The sequence below is a fragment of the Priestia sp. AB genome, assembly GCF_028369225.1.
Lineage (GTDB): Bacteria > Bacillota > Bacilli > Bacillales > Bacillaceae_H > Priestia > Priestia megaterium.
This window is the reverse complement of record NZ_JAQMYN010000008.1, coordinates 72663-89490: the sequence shown is the minus strand read 5'-3', so window position 1 is coordinate 89490 and position 16828 is coordinate 72663. Positions and strand designations below refer to the sequence as shown.

General features: G+C 39.4%; 16 protein-coding genes. 13 read left to right on the top strand and 3 right to left on the bottom strand.

The window, feature by feature from the left end; genetic code table 11:
• Positions 1-144 precede the first annotated feature (144 nt).
• Positions 145-792 carry a VC0807 family protein gene (locus POF52_RS22255; RefSeq protein WP_271994985.1) on the top strand — a complete coding sequence of 216 codons (648 nt, stop codon included), beginning with the start codon at positions 145-147 and terminating at the stop codon, positions 790-792.
• Positions 793-925: 133 nt separating this feature from the next.
• Positions 926-1198, top strand: coding sequence for a hypothetical protein (locus tag POF52_RS22250; RefSeq protein ID WP_271994982.1), 273 nt, complete (start codon positions 926-928; stop codon positions 1196-1198).
• Positions 1199-1257: 59 nt separating this feature from the next.
• Here the strand turns inward: POF52_RS22250 and POF52_RS22245 are convergent, their stop codons facing one another.
• Positions 1258-2958 (bottom strand): L-lactate permease, encoded by a 1701-nt coding sequence (locus POF52_RS22245; protein WP_271994980.1) that lies wholly within the window; start codon positions 2956-2958, stop codon positions 1258-1260.
• Positions 2959-3340: 382 nt separating this feature from the next.
• Here POF52_RS22245 and POF52_RS22240 point away from each other — a divergent pair, with 382 nt between their 5' ends.
• From POF52_RS22240 to POF52_RS22205, 8 genes are all read left to right on the top strand, one after another.
• Positions 3341-4666 carry an FAD-binding oxidoreductase gene (locus POF52_RS22240; RefSeq protein WP_271994977.1) on the top strand — a complete coding sequence of 442 codons (1326 nt, stop codon included), beginning with the start codon at positions 3341-3343 and terminating at the stop codon, positions 4664-4666.
• A complete protein-coding gene (locus POF52_RS22235) occupies positions 4667-6028 on the top strand; it encodes a (Fe-S)-binding protein (protein WP_271994975.1) in 1362 nt (453 codons plus the stop codon).
• Entirely contained in the window at positions 6012-7463 is a 1452-nt protein-coding gene (locus POF52_RS22230; RefSeq protein WP_271994973.1) for an FAD-linked oxidase C-terminal domain-containing protein, read from the top strand. Before POF52_RS22235 ends, POF52_RS22230 begins: the two co-directional genes overlap by 17 nt.
• 172 nt (positions 7464-7635) lie before the next feature.
• The gene (locus tag POF52_RS22225) at positions 7636-9813 is read left to right on the top strand and encodes a malate synthase G (RefSeq protein WP_271994971.1); all 2178 of its coding nucleotides are present in this window, start codon (positions 7636-7638) and stop codon (positions 9811-9813) included.
• Positions 9814-9920: 107 nt separating this feature from the next.
• Positions 9921-10697 (top strand): fumarylacetoacetate hydrolase family protein, encoded by a 777-nt coding sequence (locus POF52_RS22220; RefSeq protein WP_176584080.1) that lies wholly within the window; start codon positions 9921-9923, stop codon positions 10695-10697.
• Positions 10698-10751: 54 nt separating this feature from the next.
• Complete coding sequence (locus POF52_RS22215) at positions 10752-11546, top strand: IclR family transcriptional regulator (protein WP_034268928.1); 795 nt, start codon at positions 10752-10754, stop codon at positions 11544-11546.
• Between the two features lie 143 nt (positions 11547-11689).
• Complete coding sequence (locus tag POF52_RS22210) at positions 11690-12922, top strand: aminopeptidase (RefSeq protein ID WP_271994967.1); 1233 nt, start codon at positions 11690-11692, stop codon at positions 12920-12922.
• Between the two features lie 252 nt (positions 12923-13174).
• Positions 13175-13441 carry a DUF4183 domain-containing protein gene (locus POF52_RS22205; RefSeq protein ID WP_334314412.1) on the top strand — a complete coding sequence of 89 codons (267 nt, stop codon included), beginning with the start codon at positions 13175-13177 and terminating at the stop codon, positions 13439-13441.
• A gap of 57 nt (positions 13442-13498) precedes the next feature.
• Here the strand turns inward: POF52_RS22205 and POF52_RS22200 are convergent, their stop codons facing one another.
• Together POF52_RS22200 and POF52_RS22195 are read right to left on the bottom strand one after the other, a co-directional pair.
• Positions 13499-13633: a hypothetical protein gene (locus POF52_RS22200; RefSeq protein WP_013083673.1), complete on the bottom strand. Its 135-nt coding sequence runs from the start codon at positions 13631-13633 to the stop codon at positions 13499-13501.
• Positions 13634-13713: 80 nt separating this feature from the next.
• On the bottom strand, positions 13714-14205 hold the full coding sequence (locus POF52_RS22195) for a hypothetical protein (RefSeq protein ID WP_013083672.1): 492 nt from the start codon (positions 14203-14205) through the stop codon (positions 13714-13716).
• A 407-nt stretch (positions 14206-14612) separates the two neighbouring features.
• Between POF52_RS22195 and POF52_RS22190 the strand changes: the two genes are divergently transcribed.
• The 3 genes from POF52_RS22190 (at position 14613) to POF52_RS22180 (ending at position 16828) form a co-directional block, all read left to right on the top strand.
• Entirely contained in the window at positions 14613-15032 is a 420-nt protein-coding gene (locus tag POF52_RS22190) for a hypothetical protein (RefSeq protein WP_271994965.1), read from the top strand.
• A gap of 72 nt (positions 15033-15104) precedes the next feature.
• Complete coding sequence (locus POF52_RS22185; protein WP_271994963.1) at positions 15105-16121, top strand: hypothetical protein; 1017 nt, start codon at positions 15105-15107, stop codon at positions 16119-16121.
• Positions 16122-16249: 128 nt separating this feature from the next.
• Positions 16250-16828: an HAD-IA family hydrolase gene (locus tag POF52_RS22180; protein WP_271994961.1), complete on the top strand. Its 579-nt coding sequence runs from the start codon at positions 16250-16252 to the stop codon at positions 16826-16828.

The window sequence follows — 16828 nt, the reverse complement described above, 5'->3', positions numbered from 1 at the left end:
AAGTCTTTCTAGAAATCGTTTTCCCTGTCGCTCTGGATCTAAACATCAAATAATTAAAATTTCATAACATTCCAGGTAAAAGCCTTTTTTTCTTGCGTAGTATCCCATATAATAGCAGGAACAACGTTTTTAAAGGAGTTATATATGAACAGTACAAAACGAGTATGGTTTGATTTACTTTTTTATATCGCTATTCCTTACCTAATATGGAACCAAGGAAAAGACATTATTGGTGATTACTATGCCATTTTGCTTTCAACAGCACCAGCATTTGTGTATACCATTTATACATTTATTAAAGATCGCCAGTTTAACGTAACAGGATTGTTTATTGTCATTACGCTGCTGGCACGTACCATTATTGATTTAATTTCAGGGAACGCAGCAACGATGTTAAACAATCAAGTATACTTTATGATTGGACTGGCTGTAGTTGTCCTTTTTACCATTGTGATAAAAAAGCCAATTGGTTTGTACTTTTTTGTAGATACGGCTTACTTAATGGGCTATAAGCGAGAAGACTCTCTAAAACTCTTCCACCAGCCTGATTTATTCAAAATGATGAACTGGCTTACAGTACTGTTCGCAGGCCGCTATGTATTTTTAGCAATTGTAAAATACGTATTGATTCAAAAGTACGGAGTAGAAGGGTACGGGAACATGATTGTATTCCGTCAGGCTGTTACGTGGGCATTCTCCATTTTAATTGCCGTCTACACGTATTTTATCTATAAAAAAATTCAAGATAAAACAGGGATGGATAATCCAATGAATCCAAATGTAAATGAATAAAAAAGAAGCGTGCGTTTAACTAACGTACGCTTTTTTGTTACAAAACAGTGAACAGTGCTCCAAACACTAACATCTCATTTAAAATTAATAGTAAAATAACGCTATTAAAAACGGGATGAAAGTAGGTCAAGAAATGAAACTATTATTAGCATGTCAAAAGCAGCCTTATCTGATTTTAGAAATGATTATGGTGTTTTTCACTTTAATTTTTGCTGTACTGTCGTTCTTCGATTACCGTCAGCTGTTTTTTCTTGTGTTTACCCTTGGAATTGTATTTGCTATTCGAGCGTTTGAAATGCAAGAAGGTGAGAAAAAGACTCAAGGAAACATCTGGCTGCTTGTCGGCGTTGTAATGATTTTGCTAGATATAGTTTTATTTGTTGTATATGCCATTAATCGATCTTAACTAAAAGAAAAAAAGCTTCCGTTCAGAGGGGTACCTCTAGATACGGAAGCTTTTTTTGATTAAGGAATCATCCACGATAATACATTAGATTGTAAAAATGTTAATACGCAGACAATCAGCAGTAAAAATAAGCTGTGCTTCACCGTGAAACGAAGCAAATCAGACTCTTTTCCAGCCAACCCGACCGCAGCACAGGCAACGGCGATGGACTGCGGTGAAATCATTTTACCGGTTACTCCACCAGAAGAGTTTGCTGCAAGCGCAAGAAGCGGATCCATTCCAATAGACGTAGCCGTGATTTTTTGCAAGTTGCCGAACAATAAGTTGGCTGATGTATCTGATCCTGTAATAAAAACACCAAGCCAGCCGAGTACAGGAGAGAAAAAGGGAAATAACGCGCCTGTTTTAGCTAACAGCAGTCCTAAGGTTGTACTCATTCCAGACGCATTTGTCACGTAAGCAAATGCCACAACAGACATAATGGTAAGCAGCGGCAACGCTAATTCTTTGCACGTCTCGTTAAACGTAATGAACCAGTCTTTCCAAGAGATGTTGACGATAAATTTTGTGACAACAGCAGACAACAGGATAGCTGTGCCGGCAGCGCCCAGTAATTCTAACTTATACACTGCCGCAATCGGTTCTCCATTTCCATTTAAAATTAAATTATTTAACCAAGGTACTTCTGGCATAAACGTTAAATAATGTCCGATGGAATTGATAGCGCTCAAAAAAGCGTTAGCTCCTTCATAATGTCCTGTCAAAGCGTTTTTAATTTGAGGAATTCCCCATATAGAAATAAAGATCGTTAAAATTAAAAAAGGTGACCACGCCTTTGCAATTTGAGCCCCCGTGAATGCGGGGTGATCTTGAGTTTCTCTTGGCTCAGCTGAAGCGGAAGCTACTTCATGTGCTGCTTTTTCAGATTGAAAGCGAAACGTTGTTTTCGGTTTCCAGAATTTTAAGAAAATAGCGAGTGCAAAAAGTGAAACGAGTGCCGATAAAATATCGGGAAGTTCAGGTCCTAAAAAGTTAGAGCTGACAAACTGGGTAAGGGCAAAAGAGACGCCGGATACTAGAATAGCAGGGAGTACTTCTACTGTTTTCTTAAATCCTGCCATTACAAAAACCAAATACAGCGGAATAAATACAGAAATAAAAGGAAGCTGGCGGCCTACCATTTTAGAGATTTCCATTGCCGCTACTCCAGTAGGACCTTCCATAGCCGTGATAGGAATACCGATTGCACCAAAAGCAACGGGTGCTGTGTTTGCTAATAAACATAAGCCAGCAGCATACAGCGGATTAAAACCTAAACCTACCAGCAGAGCTGCTGAGATAGCAACAGGTGCACCGAAACCAGCGGCCCCTTCAAGAAAAGCCCCAAACGAAAAAGCAACCAATAAAGCTTGAAGTCTGCGATCTTCTGTAATAGATACGACAGAGGTACGAATAATATCAAACTGACCGGTTTTTACGGTTAGTTTGTAAAGAAAAACGGACGTAATGATAATCCATCCAATCGGCAGTATACCGTATACGGCTCCTTGACTGGCTGACATAAAAGCCATGCTAGCCGGCATTTTATAAGCAAATATTGCAACGGCAAGTGCGACCAGTAAAGTTGTAACTCCAGCCATATAACCTTTCATTCGTTTAATAGCCAGAGCCCAAAAGAAGTAAAGAATAGGAATCAAAGCGATTAATGAAGACCAAATGACGCTGTTTCCTACAGGAGTGAACTGCTGTGTCCATGTCATAACTAACACCTCATTTTCAAATTAGTGAACGATAACTTTAGTAAAACGAAACCATTAAAACTACGATGATAAGGTCATCTGATGACTTATGTAAAAATGAATTCGCTTACATTATATTCTAATCCTTTTAGGATAGGCAAGTACTAAAAGAAACTTTTTTTCAAAAGAACGGACATTTTTTTGGTGATAAGAAGAAAATACTGGTTGAAAATCCCAAGAATAGGTGATTTAATGATTGTAAGCGCTTAAAATATATCTTTTCATCTATTCTACTAATTATCCTTCTTATTAATCTACTACTTTTAGTCGTATTATATATGGCACTTCTTTATGTTATTAGTGAAACGTTGTTTGCTATTACAAAACGAGAGGAGTCAATTTATTGAGTACGTTGAAGCTTCCAAGTCATTTAAAATCCATTTTATCTTATCCTTCCACACTTGAAGAACAGCATATGAATCACTTCCTTGGAAATAACGGGTCCCTGCATATTAAGCCAACTTCAGAACAAGAAATAGCAGCCGTTTTAAAGTATGCGACGGAACACGGAAAAAAAGTCTTCATTGAAGGGAACGGTACAAAAAAAGGGTTTGGGGGACTTATAGATACAGCAGACCTTTTGCTTTCGCTGACTGAATACAGCGGAATTGTTGAACATACAGTAGGTGATATGACGGTTACTGTAAAAGCTGGTACGCCGTTTGGAGAGCTCCAAACGTATTTAAAAACGCACAATCAGCAAGTTTCACTTGACCCAGCTCTAGGAGACTACGCTACAATCGGCGGAGTTATTGCAGCGAATGAAAGTGGTCCAAAGCGCTTGTCTTATGGATCGGCTCGAGATGCAGTAATCGGTATGAGAGTCGTATATTCAGATGGAACCATTGTTCGTTCAGGGGGAAAAGTCGTCAAGAACGTGGCTGGCTATGATATGAATAAGCTGTTTATTGGTTCAATGGGAACACTCGGCGTTATATCGGAAATAACGTTAAAGCTGCGTCCGCTGCCCAAGTATCAAAGCATTGTCTTTATTTCTTTTTCAACAGGCAATATCGAAGAAATTCATGCGTTTGTTAGCAAAGTCTTAGATTCCATGATAGAGCCCGTTGCTTTGGAATTATTAAACCCTTCTCTAGCTGAAGATGTAATAGGGCAGCATCTGTTTACACTTGTAATCAGCTTTGAAGATGTGGAAAGTTCCGTTCATTATCAAGAGAATTACATCAAAAGTATTCAGCCGCCTGATACGATTTTAAAAGTGCTGCATGAAAAAGAAGCCGAAGTATTTTGGGGATTTTTTAGTAACATTAGTCCAAATGGTGCATGTTGTTCTTCCGAAGAGGAAAAGGAAGCCGCGCTAAAAATTGGCGTACCAAATATGAATGTACTCGATGTAATAAACAAAAGTACTGCATTAAAAACGTCCCGTCCAATGCTGATAAAAGCACATGGAGGAGCTGGACATGGTCTTTGTTCGGTCTACATAAAAGGCTCAGAAGATGCCATTCTTTCCGTTATTACTTCATTTACTGAAACTGCCAAAACGTACGGAGGATATGTGGTCGTTAACCATTTGCCTTTTATACTGCGCCAAAAAGTAAATGTATGGGGAGAAGAACCTTCTCATTTTCCGTTACTAGCAGGAATTAAAGCAAAGATGGACGCTAAAAACGTGCTTAACTATAAACGATTTATAGGAGGAATCTAAGTGAATTCAGCGAAAGCGGATATCAAAGATGCTCCATGTCAAAGCGTTAGCAATTATTTGTGGAAAGACGCGCCAGACGAAAAAAAATGGGCGGATTGTGTACACTGCGGAATGTGCTTGGAGTCTTGTCCTACTTATGAAATAACGGGGCAAGAACAGCATTCACCAAGAGGACGCGTGCATCTTATCAAATCGGTAGCAGAAGGAAAAATAAGCGTGAATGAGCAGTTTACAGACCCTGTGTTTGCCTGTTTGGATTGCCGGGCCTGTACAACTGCTTGCCCTGCAAATGTAGACGTTGGCGGACTCATTGAAGAAGCTCGCGGCCAAATTCGCCAGGCAATGCCTTTGACGGGATGGAAAGGCATGATCAGCAAGTTTTTTCTAAAAGAACTTTTTCCTCACTCTCATCGCTTAGAAGCTGCAGGAAGCTTATTGAAGCTGTACCAAAAAAGCGGAATGCAAAAAATGATGCGCACAACAGGCATGTTAAATATGATGCCGAGACATCTAGCGGAAATGGAAGATGTAATGCCTAAAATTACCTGTTCTGTGCGAAAAAAATATAAAAAGAAACGCGTTCTAAAAGCAAAAGCCGAAAGAAAAGCAGAAGTTGCTTTTTTAACTGGCTGCATCATGGACGTCATGTTCAGTGATATTAATGAAGCGACTCTTAATGTATTACGAAGAAATGGAAACGACGTCGTTATTCCTCCATCTCAAACGTGCTGTGGTGCTTTGCACGTTCATGCAGGAGACCGAGACATGGGAAGACAGCTTGCAAAAAAAAATATAGAGGCGTTTCAGCATGCGGACACTGTTATTGTAAACGCTGCAGGATGCGGCTGCATGTTGAAAGAGTATCCTGAACTATTTAGAGAAGAAGAGCAAGAGTGGCTTGAAAAAGCTGAAGTCTTTGCTGAAAAAGTCCAGGATATTTCAAAATACCTTCACGATACGGGATATCGAGCCCCGCAGACAAAGCTGCATAAGCGTATTACGTATCACGACGCTTGCCATTTAGCTCATGGTCAAGGAGTTAGAGAAGAACCAAGAGATATTTTGCTTTCTATTCCGGGAGTGGAAATGGTTCATATGGCTAATGCAGACCGATGCTGTGGAAGTGCAGGAATTTATAATTTAACAAATCCTGATATGGCGGGAGCTGTGCTTCAAAGTAAAATGGAACATGTGCCTCATGACGTAGAAATGATTTCAATGGGAAACCCGGGATGCATGCTGCAGATGGCAGTAGGAGTGAAAAAATATGGACGAAGTCAGCAAATTGTTCACACGGTACAGCTTTTGGAGTGGGCCTATCAAAAAGAAGAGGAGGAAGCACATCGTGTTGAAGGAAAATAGAATAAAAGATCTTCACGTAAAAAATCTTTCTCAACTAGTAGATGCTCATTCTATTTTGCATCATAAAGAAGATTTGCTTGCGTACGACTGCGATGGATTTACCATTCATAGACATTTGCCTAAAGCGGTGTTATTTCCTCAAAATACGAAAGAAGTTTCTAGCATTGTTAAATACTGCAATGAACATGATTTGCCTTTTCTCGCAAGAGGAGCAGGGACAGGACTGAGCGGGGGAGCGATTCCTCTTAATAACGAAGTGGTTATTAGTTTAGTGAAAATGAAGCGCCTTCTTAGCGTCGACTATGAAAACAGGCGTGCCGTTGTAGAGCCGGGATTTATTAATCTTAAATTAACCAATTCAATCTCTGAAAAAGGATATTATTATGCACCGGATCCTTCGAGTCAATATTGCTGCACCATTGGTGGAAATGTAGCGGAAAACGCAGGAGGGGCACACTGTCTTAAATATGGAGTAACTACCAACCATATTTTAGGGCTAGAGGTGGTGCTTCCAAATGGAGATGTGATTAAGCTTGGCAAGCAAGGTATTCCAGATGAACCGGGATATGATTTATTAGGGCTTTTAACAGGATCAGAAGGGACGTTAGGAATCGTTACAAAAATTACGGTACGCATTTTGAAAAACCCCGAAGCAAAACAAACGGTTCTTGCCTATTTCGACCGCATAGAAGACGGCAGCCAAGCGGTATCGGACATTATATCAGCCGGCATTGTACCTGCTGCGCTTGAAATGATGGATAAAACCGCCATTGAAGGAGTGGAAGCTGCTGCGTTTCCAGTCGGACACCCTAGAGATATTGAAGCTCTTTTATTAATTGAAGTAGACGGCATTTCAGCCGGTATCGAAGAGCAAATCCTTCGTATTTTACACGTATGTAAAAAACAAAACGTACGTGAAGTGAAAGTAGCTGAAAGTGAAGAAGAACGCGCGAGGTGGTGGGCAAATCGTAAAACAGGATTTGGAGCGATGGGAGCTATATCCCCTGACTATCTCGTACAAGACGGCGTTATTCCAAGAAGTAAACTGCCTCAAGTGCTGAAGCGAATTAACAAAATTAGCGAAGAATCTGGCCTTCGCATTGCCAATATTTTTCACGCCGGAGACGGGAACTTGCATCCGCTTGTATTATTTGATGCTAGAAAGTCCGGGGAAACTGAAAAAGCACTCGCCGCCGGAAGCGCATGTTTGCAAGTATGTGCAGAATCAGGAGGAACGATTACCGGCGAACATGGCGTGGGCATTGAAAAAAAAGAAGAAATGCGATTTGTTTTCAATGAAGAGGAAATTCAAGCACAAACGAATATACGAGAAGTATTTAATCCTAAAAATCTATTAAATGCAGGAAAGCTGTTTCCAAGTCCGAGCCGCTGCGCTGAAGTCAAAAAAGAAATGAAAAAAATAGAATATTTTTAGAAAATTATTGAAAATATATTCGCTCGATGATATGATTTTTTTAACAAAAATAAAACGCTGTTTCGTAATAAGAAACAGAACCGCATATGTTCGTCTTAACCATTTTTGGCAAAAAGAAATGAAAGCGTGTCCAAATTTAAAAATGTAAAAGAGTAAGAGGAGGAAACAGACGGTGACAAACTATAAACAAGTTGGAAATCTGAAAGTAGCTCCAGTTCTCTATCAATTTATCAATGAGGAAGCTCTTCCGGGCAGCGGCCTAAGTACAGAAAATTTTTGGTCTGATTTTGAAGCGTTAGTAACCGAGTTAACACCCGTAAATAAACGTTTGTTAGAAAAGCGTGATCAGCTGCAAGCTCAAATTAATGCGTGGCATCAAGAAAATCCTGACGGTGACTTTAACGAATACAAATCGTTTTTAACGAGAATTGGCTATTTAGAAGACAAGACAGAAGATTTCCTTATTGGTACAGAAGGAGTAGACAGCGAAATTGCCTATCAGGCAGGACCGCAGCTTGTTGTACCAGTAAATAACGCTCGGTATGCTATCAACGCTGCTAATGCACGTTGGGGAAGTCTCTATGATGCTCTTTACGGCACTGATGCAATCAGTGAAGAAAATGGAGCTTCGCACACGAGTTCTTATAATCCAATTCGAGGAGAGAAAGTTATCGCGTTTGCGAAGAATTTTCTTGATGAAGTTGTTCCGCTCGTTCAGTCTTCTCATGCAAAAGTGGTTCAATACAGCTTTGAAAATGGAAAGCTTGTCGCTCAATTAAACGATGGCAGTTTAACCGAATTAAAGGAAGAAGAGAAATTTGTAGGGTATCAAGGAGAAGAAGAAAACCCTGATGCTCTTTTATTCAAAAACAACGGCCTGCATTTTGAAGTTCAAATTGATCGTACGGATTCGATTGGTAAAACAGACGATGCGGGTGTAAAAGATATTTTAATGGAAGCAGCTCTCACGACGATTATGGACTGTGAAGATTCAGTAGCGGCAGTAGACGCAGAAGATAAAGTAGATGTTTACCGCAACTGGCTAGGATTAATGAAAGGTGATTTGACGTCTACTTTTAAAAAAGGAAGTCAAAACATGACACGGCGTTTAAATCCAGACCGTACCTATATTTCTCCGGACAAGAAAAAGATTTCACTGTCTGGCCGTTCGCTTATGTTTGTTCGAAACGTTGGACATTTGATGACAAACAGCGCTGTTTTAGATCGAAATGGCAACGAAATCTATGAAGGTATTTTAGACAGCGTGATTACTAGTTTAATTGCCAAACACACCTTGCTTAAAAACGGTACGTATCAAAATTCTAAAAAGAGCTCTATCTATATCGTTAAACCGAAAATGCACGGCTCCAAAGAAGTAGCTTTTGCCAACACGTTATTTAATTCAATTGAAGATATGCTAGGGCTTGAGCGTCATACAATTAAAATCGGCGTAATGGATGAAGAGCGCCGCACAACGCTTAATCTAAAAGCGTGCATCAAAGAAGTAAAAGACCGAGTGGCGTTTATTAATACTGGATTCTTGGATCGAACAGGTGATGAAATTCACACTTCTATGGAAGCAGGCGCTGTTATCCGTAAAAATGATATGAAAACGTCTAAATGGCTTCAAGGCTACGAGCAGTCTAATGTAAATGTAGGTTTAGCAAGCGGGTTTCAGGGCCGCGCTCAAATCGGAAAAGGCATGTGGGCAATGCCGGATATGATGGCCGAAATGCTTAAGCAAAAAGTGGGGCATTTAAAAGCAGGAGCGAATACGGCATGGGTACCTTCACCAACTGCAGCGACGCTCCATGCTCTTCACTACCATCAAATTGATGTAAGAGATGTTCAAAATGAATTGCTTACTCAGTCTACCGATCTACGAGATGATATTTTGCAAATTCCTGTGGCAGAAAAACCAAATTGGAGCAAAGATGAAATCCAGCAGGAGCTAGACAACAACGCTCAAGGAATACTTGGCTATGTAGTAAGATGGGTTGACCAAGGAGTAGGGTGCTCAAAAGTACCGGATATTAATAACGTCGGGCTAATGGAAGACCGGGCAACGCTTCGTATTTCCAGTCAGCACGTAGCCAACTGGCTTCATCATGGAATTTGTACAAAAGAACAAGTAACGGAAACGCTAAAGCGAATGGCAAAAGTAGTGGATCAACAAAATGAAAATGATCCTCTGTATCAGCCAATGTCATCGAACTACAGCACATCCATTGCTTTTCAGGCAGCCTGCGATTTAGTATTTCAAGGCTATGATCAGCCAAACGGCTATACGGAGCCCATTTTACACCGCCGCCGTATCGAAGCAAAGGCAAAAGCAGCTATAAAACAGTAAAAAAAACGGCCTGTCAGCATAGAGATGGCAGGCTGTACTTACATCTTAAGAACCTGACTACCTACGATCCTTATTAAAACAAAGCAAATGGGAAAAGGAGTTATGTCATGAAATTTGTAAGGTTCGCTGTACAAGATAGCCGTCATACAGGTGTACTAAAAGAGGATGCGATCAGCGTTATTGAAGGAAATATATTTGAGAAATGGAACTATACAGGACAGACTTTTTCAGTAAATGAAGTAAAGCTTTTGGCTCCTTTAGAGCCGAACCAAATTATTGGAATAGGCGCAAATTATGCAGCCGCAAAAGCGGAGCTTCCAAAAGAAATGCCTTCTATTCCAGTCTTCTTTTTTAAGCCCACATCTTCTGTGATTGGTCCAAACGAAGACATTGTTATTCCAGCTGCTATTAAGCACGTTAAGTTTGAATCCGAGCTTGCGGTTGTTGTTGGAAAAGAAGCAAAGAACATCGCAAAAGAAGACGTACTGGATTATATATTTGGGTATACAATTGGAAACGATGTAACGGCTCCGGATTATTTTCATGAAGACGGGCACTGGACCATTGGAAAATCCTTTGATTCGTTTACGCCTCTTGGACCCGTAATCGAAACAGAGCTTGATTTTAAGTCAATTCACGTAAAAGCGTTTTTAAATGGCGTTGAAAAACAAAACAGCTCGACAGATTTAATGATTATTTCTGTTGGAGAAATGATCGCTTACCTATCTACTGTTATGACCCTTAAGCCGGGAGATGTGGTTTTAACAGGAAGTCCGGTCGGCGCGGAACTGGTGAGCGCAAACGATGTTATTGAATGCACCATCCGAGAAATTGGAACTCTCCAAAATCTATTTGTTGCAGAGAAAGAACGTGTAAACGTATAAGAGTGATAAAAAAAATGCCCGGCAGCAAAATGACACATAGAGGAGAGAGGAAAAATGGAGAGAGAAAATATGGTTAAGTCTGTAAGCCGGGCATTGGATATTGTCACAATTGTCAGCATGGAAAGAGAAGGGGTAGGAGTCACAGAAATTGCAAAGCAAATGGACATTAATAAAAGCTCCGTATACCGTATTCTAACTACTCTTGCTCAGTATGGGTATATTGAACAAGATCAAGAAAGCGGGCGGTACAAGCTTGGGTATAAGTTTTTAGAAGTAAGTTCAAAGCTTTTAGATTCTATTGATTTACGGACAGAAGCAAAGCCATTTTTGCAAGAACTTGAAAGTGAAACAAATGAAGTTATTCATCTTGTTGTCTACGATCAAGGTGAAGTAGTGTATATTGAAAAATTAGAAGGAAATCAGACGCTGCGTATGCATTCAAAAGTGGGGAAAAGAGCACCAATGCATTGTACCTCCGTTGGTAAAGCTATCCTAGCTTTTTTACCGCTTAACACGGTAACAAGCATTCTTGAAAGAAAAGGCTTACCAGCTCATACCGATCACACCATTACAGATGAAGAAAGCTTTCTTCGAGAACTTTCAGAAGTGAAACAAAAGGGATATGCGCTGGATTTAGAAGAAAATGAATACGGCATTACCTGCATTGCAGCGCCTATTTTTGATCACCTTGGTCAAGTCGTTGCTGCAGTCAGCATTTCTGGTGCTACGATGCGTATGACAAATGAGCGCTTAACATATCTTCAAGAACGCATGGTTGATATAGGCAAGAACATTTCGGAGCGGCTCGGCTACAAAACTGAATCTGTAAAAGACAAAAGTTTGTTCTGAGTCTTAGAGAACAAACTTTTGCTATATAATAATCTGTAAAATAACGTAATTATGTTATGTAAACTATAAGCAAGGATTTTTAATTGGCGTTTTATTCATGATACAATGAAGTTGTTAGAATATATACGTAAAGGAGATAAATTATGGAACAGTTTGAGCGCAATATTGAAAAGTACGCCGAGCTGGCTGTAAAAGTCGGTGTAAACATTCAAAAAGGGCAAGTATTAAATATTAATGCCGATATTTCTTCCGCCGATTTTGTTCGTGAAATTGCGAAAAAAGCGTACGAAGCTGGAGCAAAGTCTGTTGATGTAGACTGGCATGACGATCATTTAGTTCGTTTGAAATATGAAAAAGCGGATGAATCCGTATTTAATGAATTTCCTGCTTGGAAAGCTCAAGCAAGAGAAGAGCTTGTGAAAAACGGAGGGGCTGTTTTATCTGTAATTTCAAGCGGTCCTGACTTATTAAAAGGAGTGGACGGCAAACGTATTGCTGCGTTCCAAAAAGTAAGCGGAAAAGCAATGAAAAAATTCCGTGAAGCAATCCAATCCGATAAAATCAGCTGGTCCATTGTAGCTGTTCCTTCAAAAGACTGGGCAGCAAAAGTATTTCCTGACGTTCCAGAAGAACAGCAGCAAAAAAAACTGTGGGAAGCTATTTTTAAATCCGTGCGCGTAGACCAAGAAGATCCAGTGGCCGCATGGGAAGAGCATAATGCTTCATTACATACAAAAGTAGACATTTTAAATGAAAAGAGGTTTGCTAAGCTTCACTATAAAGCGCCAGGAACAGATTTAACAATTGAGCTTCCTGACAAACATATTTGGGTTGGGGCAGGCAGTGTGAATGAAGACGGCAACTCGTTCATGGCCAATATGCCAACAGAAGAAGTATTCACACTTCCGAAAAAAGACGGGGTAAATGGTCAAGTAACGAGCACAAAACCGCTTAGCTACGCAGGAAACTTAATTGAAAACTTCACGTTAACATTTGAAAACGGAAAAATTGTGGATGTAAAAGCAGAAGAAGGCGAAGAAACGTTAAAGCACTTAATTGAAACAGATGAAGGTGCCAAATACTTAGGCGAAGTAGCCTTAGTACCGCATCAATCGCCAATCTCTCAGTCAAACATCATTTTCTACAACACGCTGTTTGACGAAAATGCATCCAACCATTTAGCCATCGGCAGCTCGTATTCCTTCTGTTTAGAAGGTGGAAAAACGATGTCTAAAGAAGAGCTATCACAAAACGGAGCAAACGACAGCATCACCCACGTTGACTTCATGATTGGCTCAGCTGAAATGGATATTGACGGCATTAAAGCTGACGGTACAAGCGAGCCTGTGTTTAGAAAAGGAAATTGGGCGTTTTGAATTAAATAAATGACAATGATAAAAGCTTCTGCGCTACATCCGCAGAAGCTTTTATCATGACCGCAAAATCTCTGTAAAACTGAGATTTATATATCTTACACGCTATTACGCTTTAAAACAAAAAGATAGCATAACCTTCACTTTATTACTTTTAAGTTTGTACATCTGTATCAGAAGCAGGCGCAAAGTTTGTAACTTCTAATACTATAGGAGAACCAACCAAAATGGTAGAGCCAGCAGGAATTCAGGTATATATTTTCGAAAAAAGTTCGCATCTTTGAATACTATACGGTAGCCGGAGGCAGCAAGCGCATCTTTACAGATCATGATGCATTAAAAGAATACGGCACTCAGCATATATTGGATCCTGAGAGCTACTCGTACAGTAATCTATTCATAAACGGTGTGTTACAGCCTTCCTCCAATTACAGCGTCCAAAAAGGACTTCTTATCATTAACACAGAGGATATTCCTTTAGAAAAATCACCCGTGATTTTACAAATGATTAAAGTAATCTAACTTTCTACCACAAAATGCGAAGTACACATGCCTGCACATAAAAAAACAAGGTGAACGTTAGTCAGTTCCACCTTGCTGTGATTCTTCTTTTTTAACCGGAGCGTCACGCTTGAACATGTGATAGTAGGTAAACCCTAAGCATAGAGCGCCGGCGATTGAACAAAAATATTGCAAAAAACGGACGAAATCCATTGGAATGACCTCCCATTTTCAGTTTCGCTTCTAGTATGTACAGGGAAGTGAAATAATATGTGAAAAAGGGAGGTTTTCTCTTATAGTTCGTATGGTTCTTGAAGAGTAAGGTAAGGCTGCAGATCTTCAAGACCCAGACGCTTATTTAATTGTCTTTTCATTAAATCGTACTGGTAGATGAGGTGAAATTGATTTTTTTTCGGTGTTTCACAGCGAATGTAGGTTTCTTGCCCGTTCTTGTCTGTGAAATGAATGGTTAATTCACCGAAATAGCGTTGAACAGGAGCTCCGTGAAGGCCTTTTTCATTTTTGACAACCTTTGAAAATTCTGCTCGTTGAATACGGTTAAATGGAATAATAGCTACTTGATTGATAACAAGACGCTGATCGTACATGTCAATTTTAGATATGGAAATTTGATTAATTCCTTCTGCAAATTTAACATGCCCGTTTACAGAAACAAGCGGTTTGCGATCCTCAGGATCAACAGCGCCTTGAGGTCGCTTAATGACGTAGAAGCTAGCTACGCCAAGTGCTACGATACCAACCACAACAATAAGTGCAAACATCATTTTGCATTCCACCTCCTGAGTATAGATGTGTAATCTGAATTTAACAGCAAGCTGTTTCAGTTGCCATATTGCCTCAACAATGAGGGTAGAGAAAAGCAGTTCGGCAGTTCATTATAAGTATATACATACGTTCGACAATATGGTGTGATATTCCTTCTTATTATGACTTTTTTACGACAAAATGGGCAAAACTCTTTTCGAAAATGAAGCAAATCAGTTACAATTTAAGGATAAGGTACCAAATTTCTTTTCTACCTCAAAAAAGTGCAGAAAAGCGCAAAAAACTCTAGGTACTTTCTCATATTTTTACTATTTTTATAGAATTTATTCCAATTTCTAATCCTTTATCGTGTATAATCTCTTGTGTGCAGCATGATATACATAAAGGTGTAAGGAGGCACAGTTCATTGTCTTTATCAGCAAAAAAGATATTATTATTAGTTTTAGTAGTTATATGTTTAGTGTTAGTTGTGATGCAATTCATAAATCGATCAGCAGAGCCGACTTCTGAACAGGCCCAAGAAACACTGAGTAAGCTTCCTGAACAAGAAACCGTTAAAGAAAAAGCGAAAGGCGACGAGGAAGCGCACAAATATCGAGTGTATTATATTACTATTGAAAAAATCAAAAATGGTACATACAGTGGAACAACAAAAGAAGGAACGGGCATTAAATTTTCCGATAAAAATTTAAATGAACCGATTCCAAGCAATTTGAAAAAAGGGGATATCGTTAAAGCATACTTTGATCTTGAATATAGCACCAAAGGTCTAGTCAAAGTAGAAAAGGTAGACGAGATGCCCGATGATGACGAGAGCTCAAGTTAATTGAGCTCTTTTTTTGTATTTTACGAATGTGGTAAAATATTGAATATATAGACACCGTATAGGGGGAAGAACATGATAACAGCAATTATAGTAGGAGCGGTAATTCTTTTAGCTTTGATTATTAAAGGGATTGGAAAGCTAAGGGGGTTTCGCTTGTATAAAGAGGAGCTTCCAGATGAGCTCGGAATCCATGAGGGTAATGGTTTTGAAGATATTGTTTATTCACTAGAAGATTCTTTACCGAAAGCCTATGTTCAACAGGTGAAACAGCGTATGCAAGGGCGAAATACAAAAGACGATGAAGTAGAATGGACGTTTTTTGAGATGAAGCGCTACTTTTTATTAAATGCAGTCATCAAAGACGTACCGATGTTTAGTGCAAAAGTAGATGAAGTGTGGCACGAAATGATCATGTTTACAGTGGATTATGGGCGTTTTACAGACCGTTTTTTTGACCGTTTTTTGCATCACCAGCCAAATGTAGACACTACGCCATCACCACAGCCGGATAAGCGAGCATTCTTCGATTGGATGTATGCTCATTTGTTTGACATAACGGGCAACAGCCGACTGCTTTGGGGGAAATTTTTTCAGCATCCGCTTGATAAAAGTACACTTCAAGATTTTCAAAGATTGTCAGAAGATGAATTACTAGATCGCTATTTTTTAAGAAACGGCAAATGGGAAAAACAGCAGAGAGCCCTGATTCAAACGTTAAAAGAAGAAATCAATGCTGCTCGAAAAAGAAAAAAAGCAGGCGGATCAACTTATTTAAAAAAAACGGCTAAAAAAGGAAATGTATCAAACGAACTTCTTCTTCAAGGTTTTGTTTTTTATTCTCTCTACAAAGCCACCAACTTTTCAAGTCATATGAATGAGCTCCTGCTATATAAAAAAACGATGTATGGGGGAGATACAGCCTCTTACAGCGGCTATAGCTGTTCAAGTCCATGGGAAGACAATCGCCACCATCACCAACACGATGGAGGGCATCACCATCATGACAGCGGTAGCAGCTGTTCGAGTTCAAACTGCAGCAGCTCTAGCTGTTCAAGCTCCAGCTGTGGGAGTGGGTGCAGCAGCAGCTAATAAAGTAAAAAAACTCGTTTTATACGAGTTTTTTTACTTTATTAGCAACGACGACAAAATGGTTCACTGACAAGCAATGAAAAATTTGGTATAATCGTTACGTTTTTAAAAAAGGAGAGACAGTGAAAATGAATATTTTATGGGACTTTGATGGAACCATCTTTGATACCTATCCAACGATTGTAAAAGCATTCAAAGAATTACTAACAGATCAAACGATTTCAGAAGACGATATTTTAAAACAAATGAAGATATCTTCTGACATAGCAATTAAGCACTTCGATATTGAAAAATCTTTGTTTGATAAACACTTCCATGTGCTCGAACAGAAAATCAATCCTAAAGATAAGCCTGCTTTTCCTCATGTAGAAGACGTACTGAGCTTTGCGGATACAAATGTAATTGTTACGCATAAATCTAGACAGTCTACTCTTGATATTCTGGCATTTTTTAATATGGAGCACTATTTTACGGAGATTATTACAAAAGATGATGGCTATAAACGAAAGCCTGATAGCGGCGCTTATGCCTATCTTCACGATAAGTATCAGTTCGATTTAGTGATTGGAGACCGCGTGCTTGATTTAAAACCTGCCCGTGAACTGGGAATCAAAACATGTGCATTTCAAAATGACGACATTGAAGCAGATTATCACCTTACATCATACGATCAATTTTTTACAACTGTCGTAAATAAAAACTCGTGA

What these genes read in the sequence shown, in the direction of transcription:
- POF52_RS22220 (WP_176584080.1), top strand. Translation starts at nt 9,921, where the DNA reads ATGAAATTTGTAAGGTTCGCTGTACAAGATAGCCGTCATACAGGTGTA.
- POF52_RS22245 (WP_271994980.1), bottom strand. Translation starts at nt 2,958, where the DNA reads ATGACATGGACACAGCAGTTCACTCCTGTAGGAAACAGCGTCATTTGG.
- POF52_RS22195 (WP_013083672.1), bottom strand. Translation starts at nt 14,205, where the DNA reads ATGATGTTTGCACTTATTGTTGTGGTTGGTATCGTAGCACTTGGCGTA.
- POF52_RS22210 (WP_271994967.1), top strand. Translation starts at nt 11,690, where the DNA reads ATGGAACAGTTTGAGCGCAATATTGAAAAGTACGCCGAGCTGGCTGTA.
- POF52_RS22180 (WP_271994961.1), top strand. Translation starts at nt 16,250, where the DNA reads ATGAATATTTTATGGGACTTTGATGGAACCATCTTTGATACCTATCCA.
- POF52_RS22185 (WP_271994963.1), top strand. Translation starts at nt 15,105, where the DNA reads ATGATAACAGCAATTATAGTAGGAGCGGTAATTCTTTTAGCTTTGATT.
- POF52_RS22250 (WP_271994982.1), top strand. Translation starts at nt 926, where the DNA reads ATGAAACTATTATTAGCATGTCAAAAGCAGCCTTATCTGATTTTAGAA.
- POF52_RS22200 (WP_013083673.1), bottom strand. Translation starts at nt 13,633, where the DNA reads ATGGATTTCGTCCGTTTTTTGCAATATTTTTGTTCAATCGCCGGCGCT.
- POF52_RS22255 (WP_271994985.1), top strand. Translation starts at nt 145, where the DNA reads ATGAACAGTACAAAACGAGTATGGTTTGATTTACTTTTTTATATCGCT.
- POF52_RS22215 (WP_034268928.1), top strand. Translation starts at nt 10,752, where the DNA reads ATGGAGAGAGAAAATATGGTTAAGTCTGTAAGCCGGGCATTGGATATT.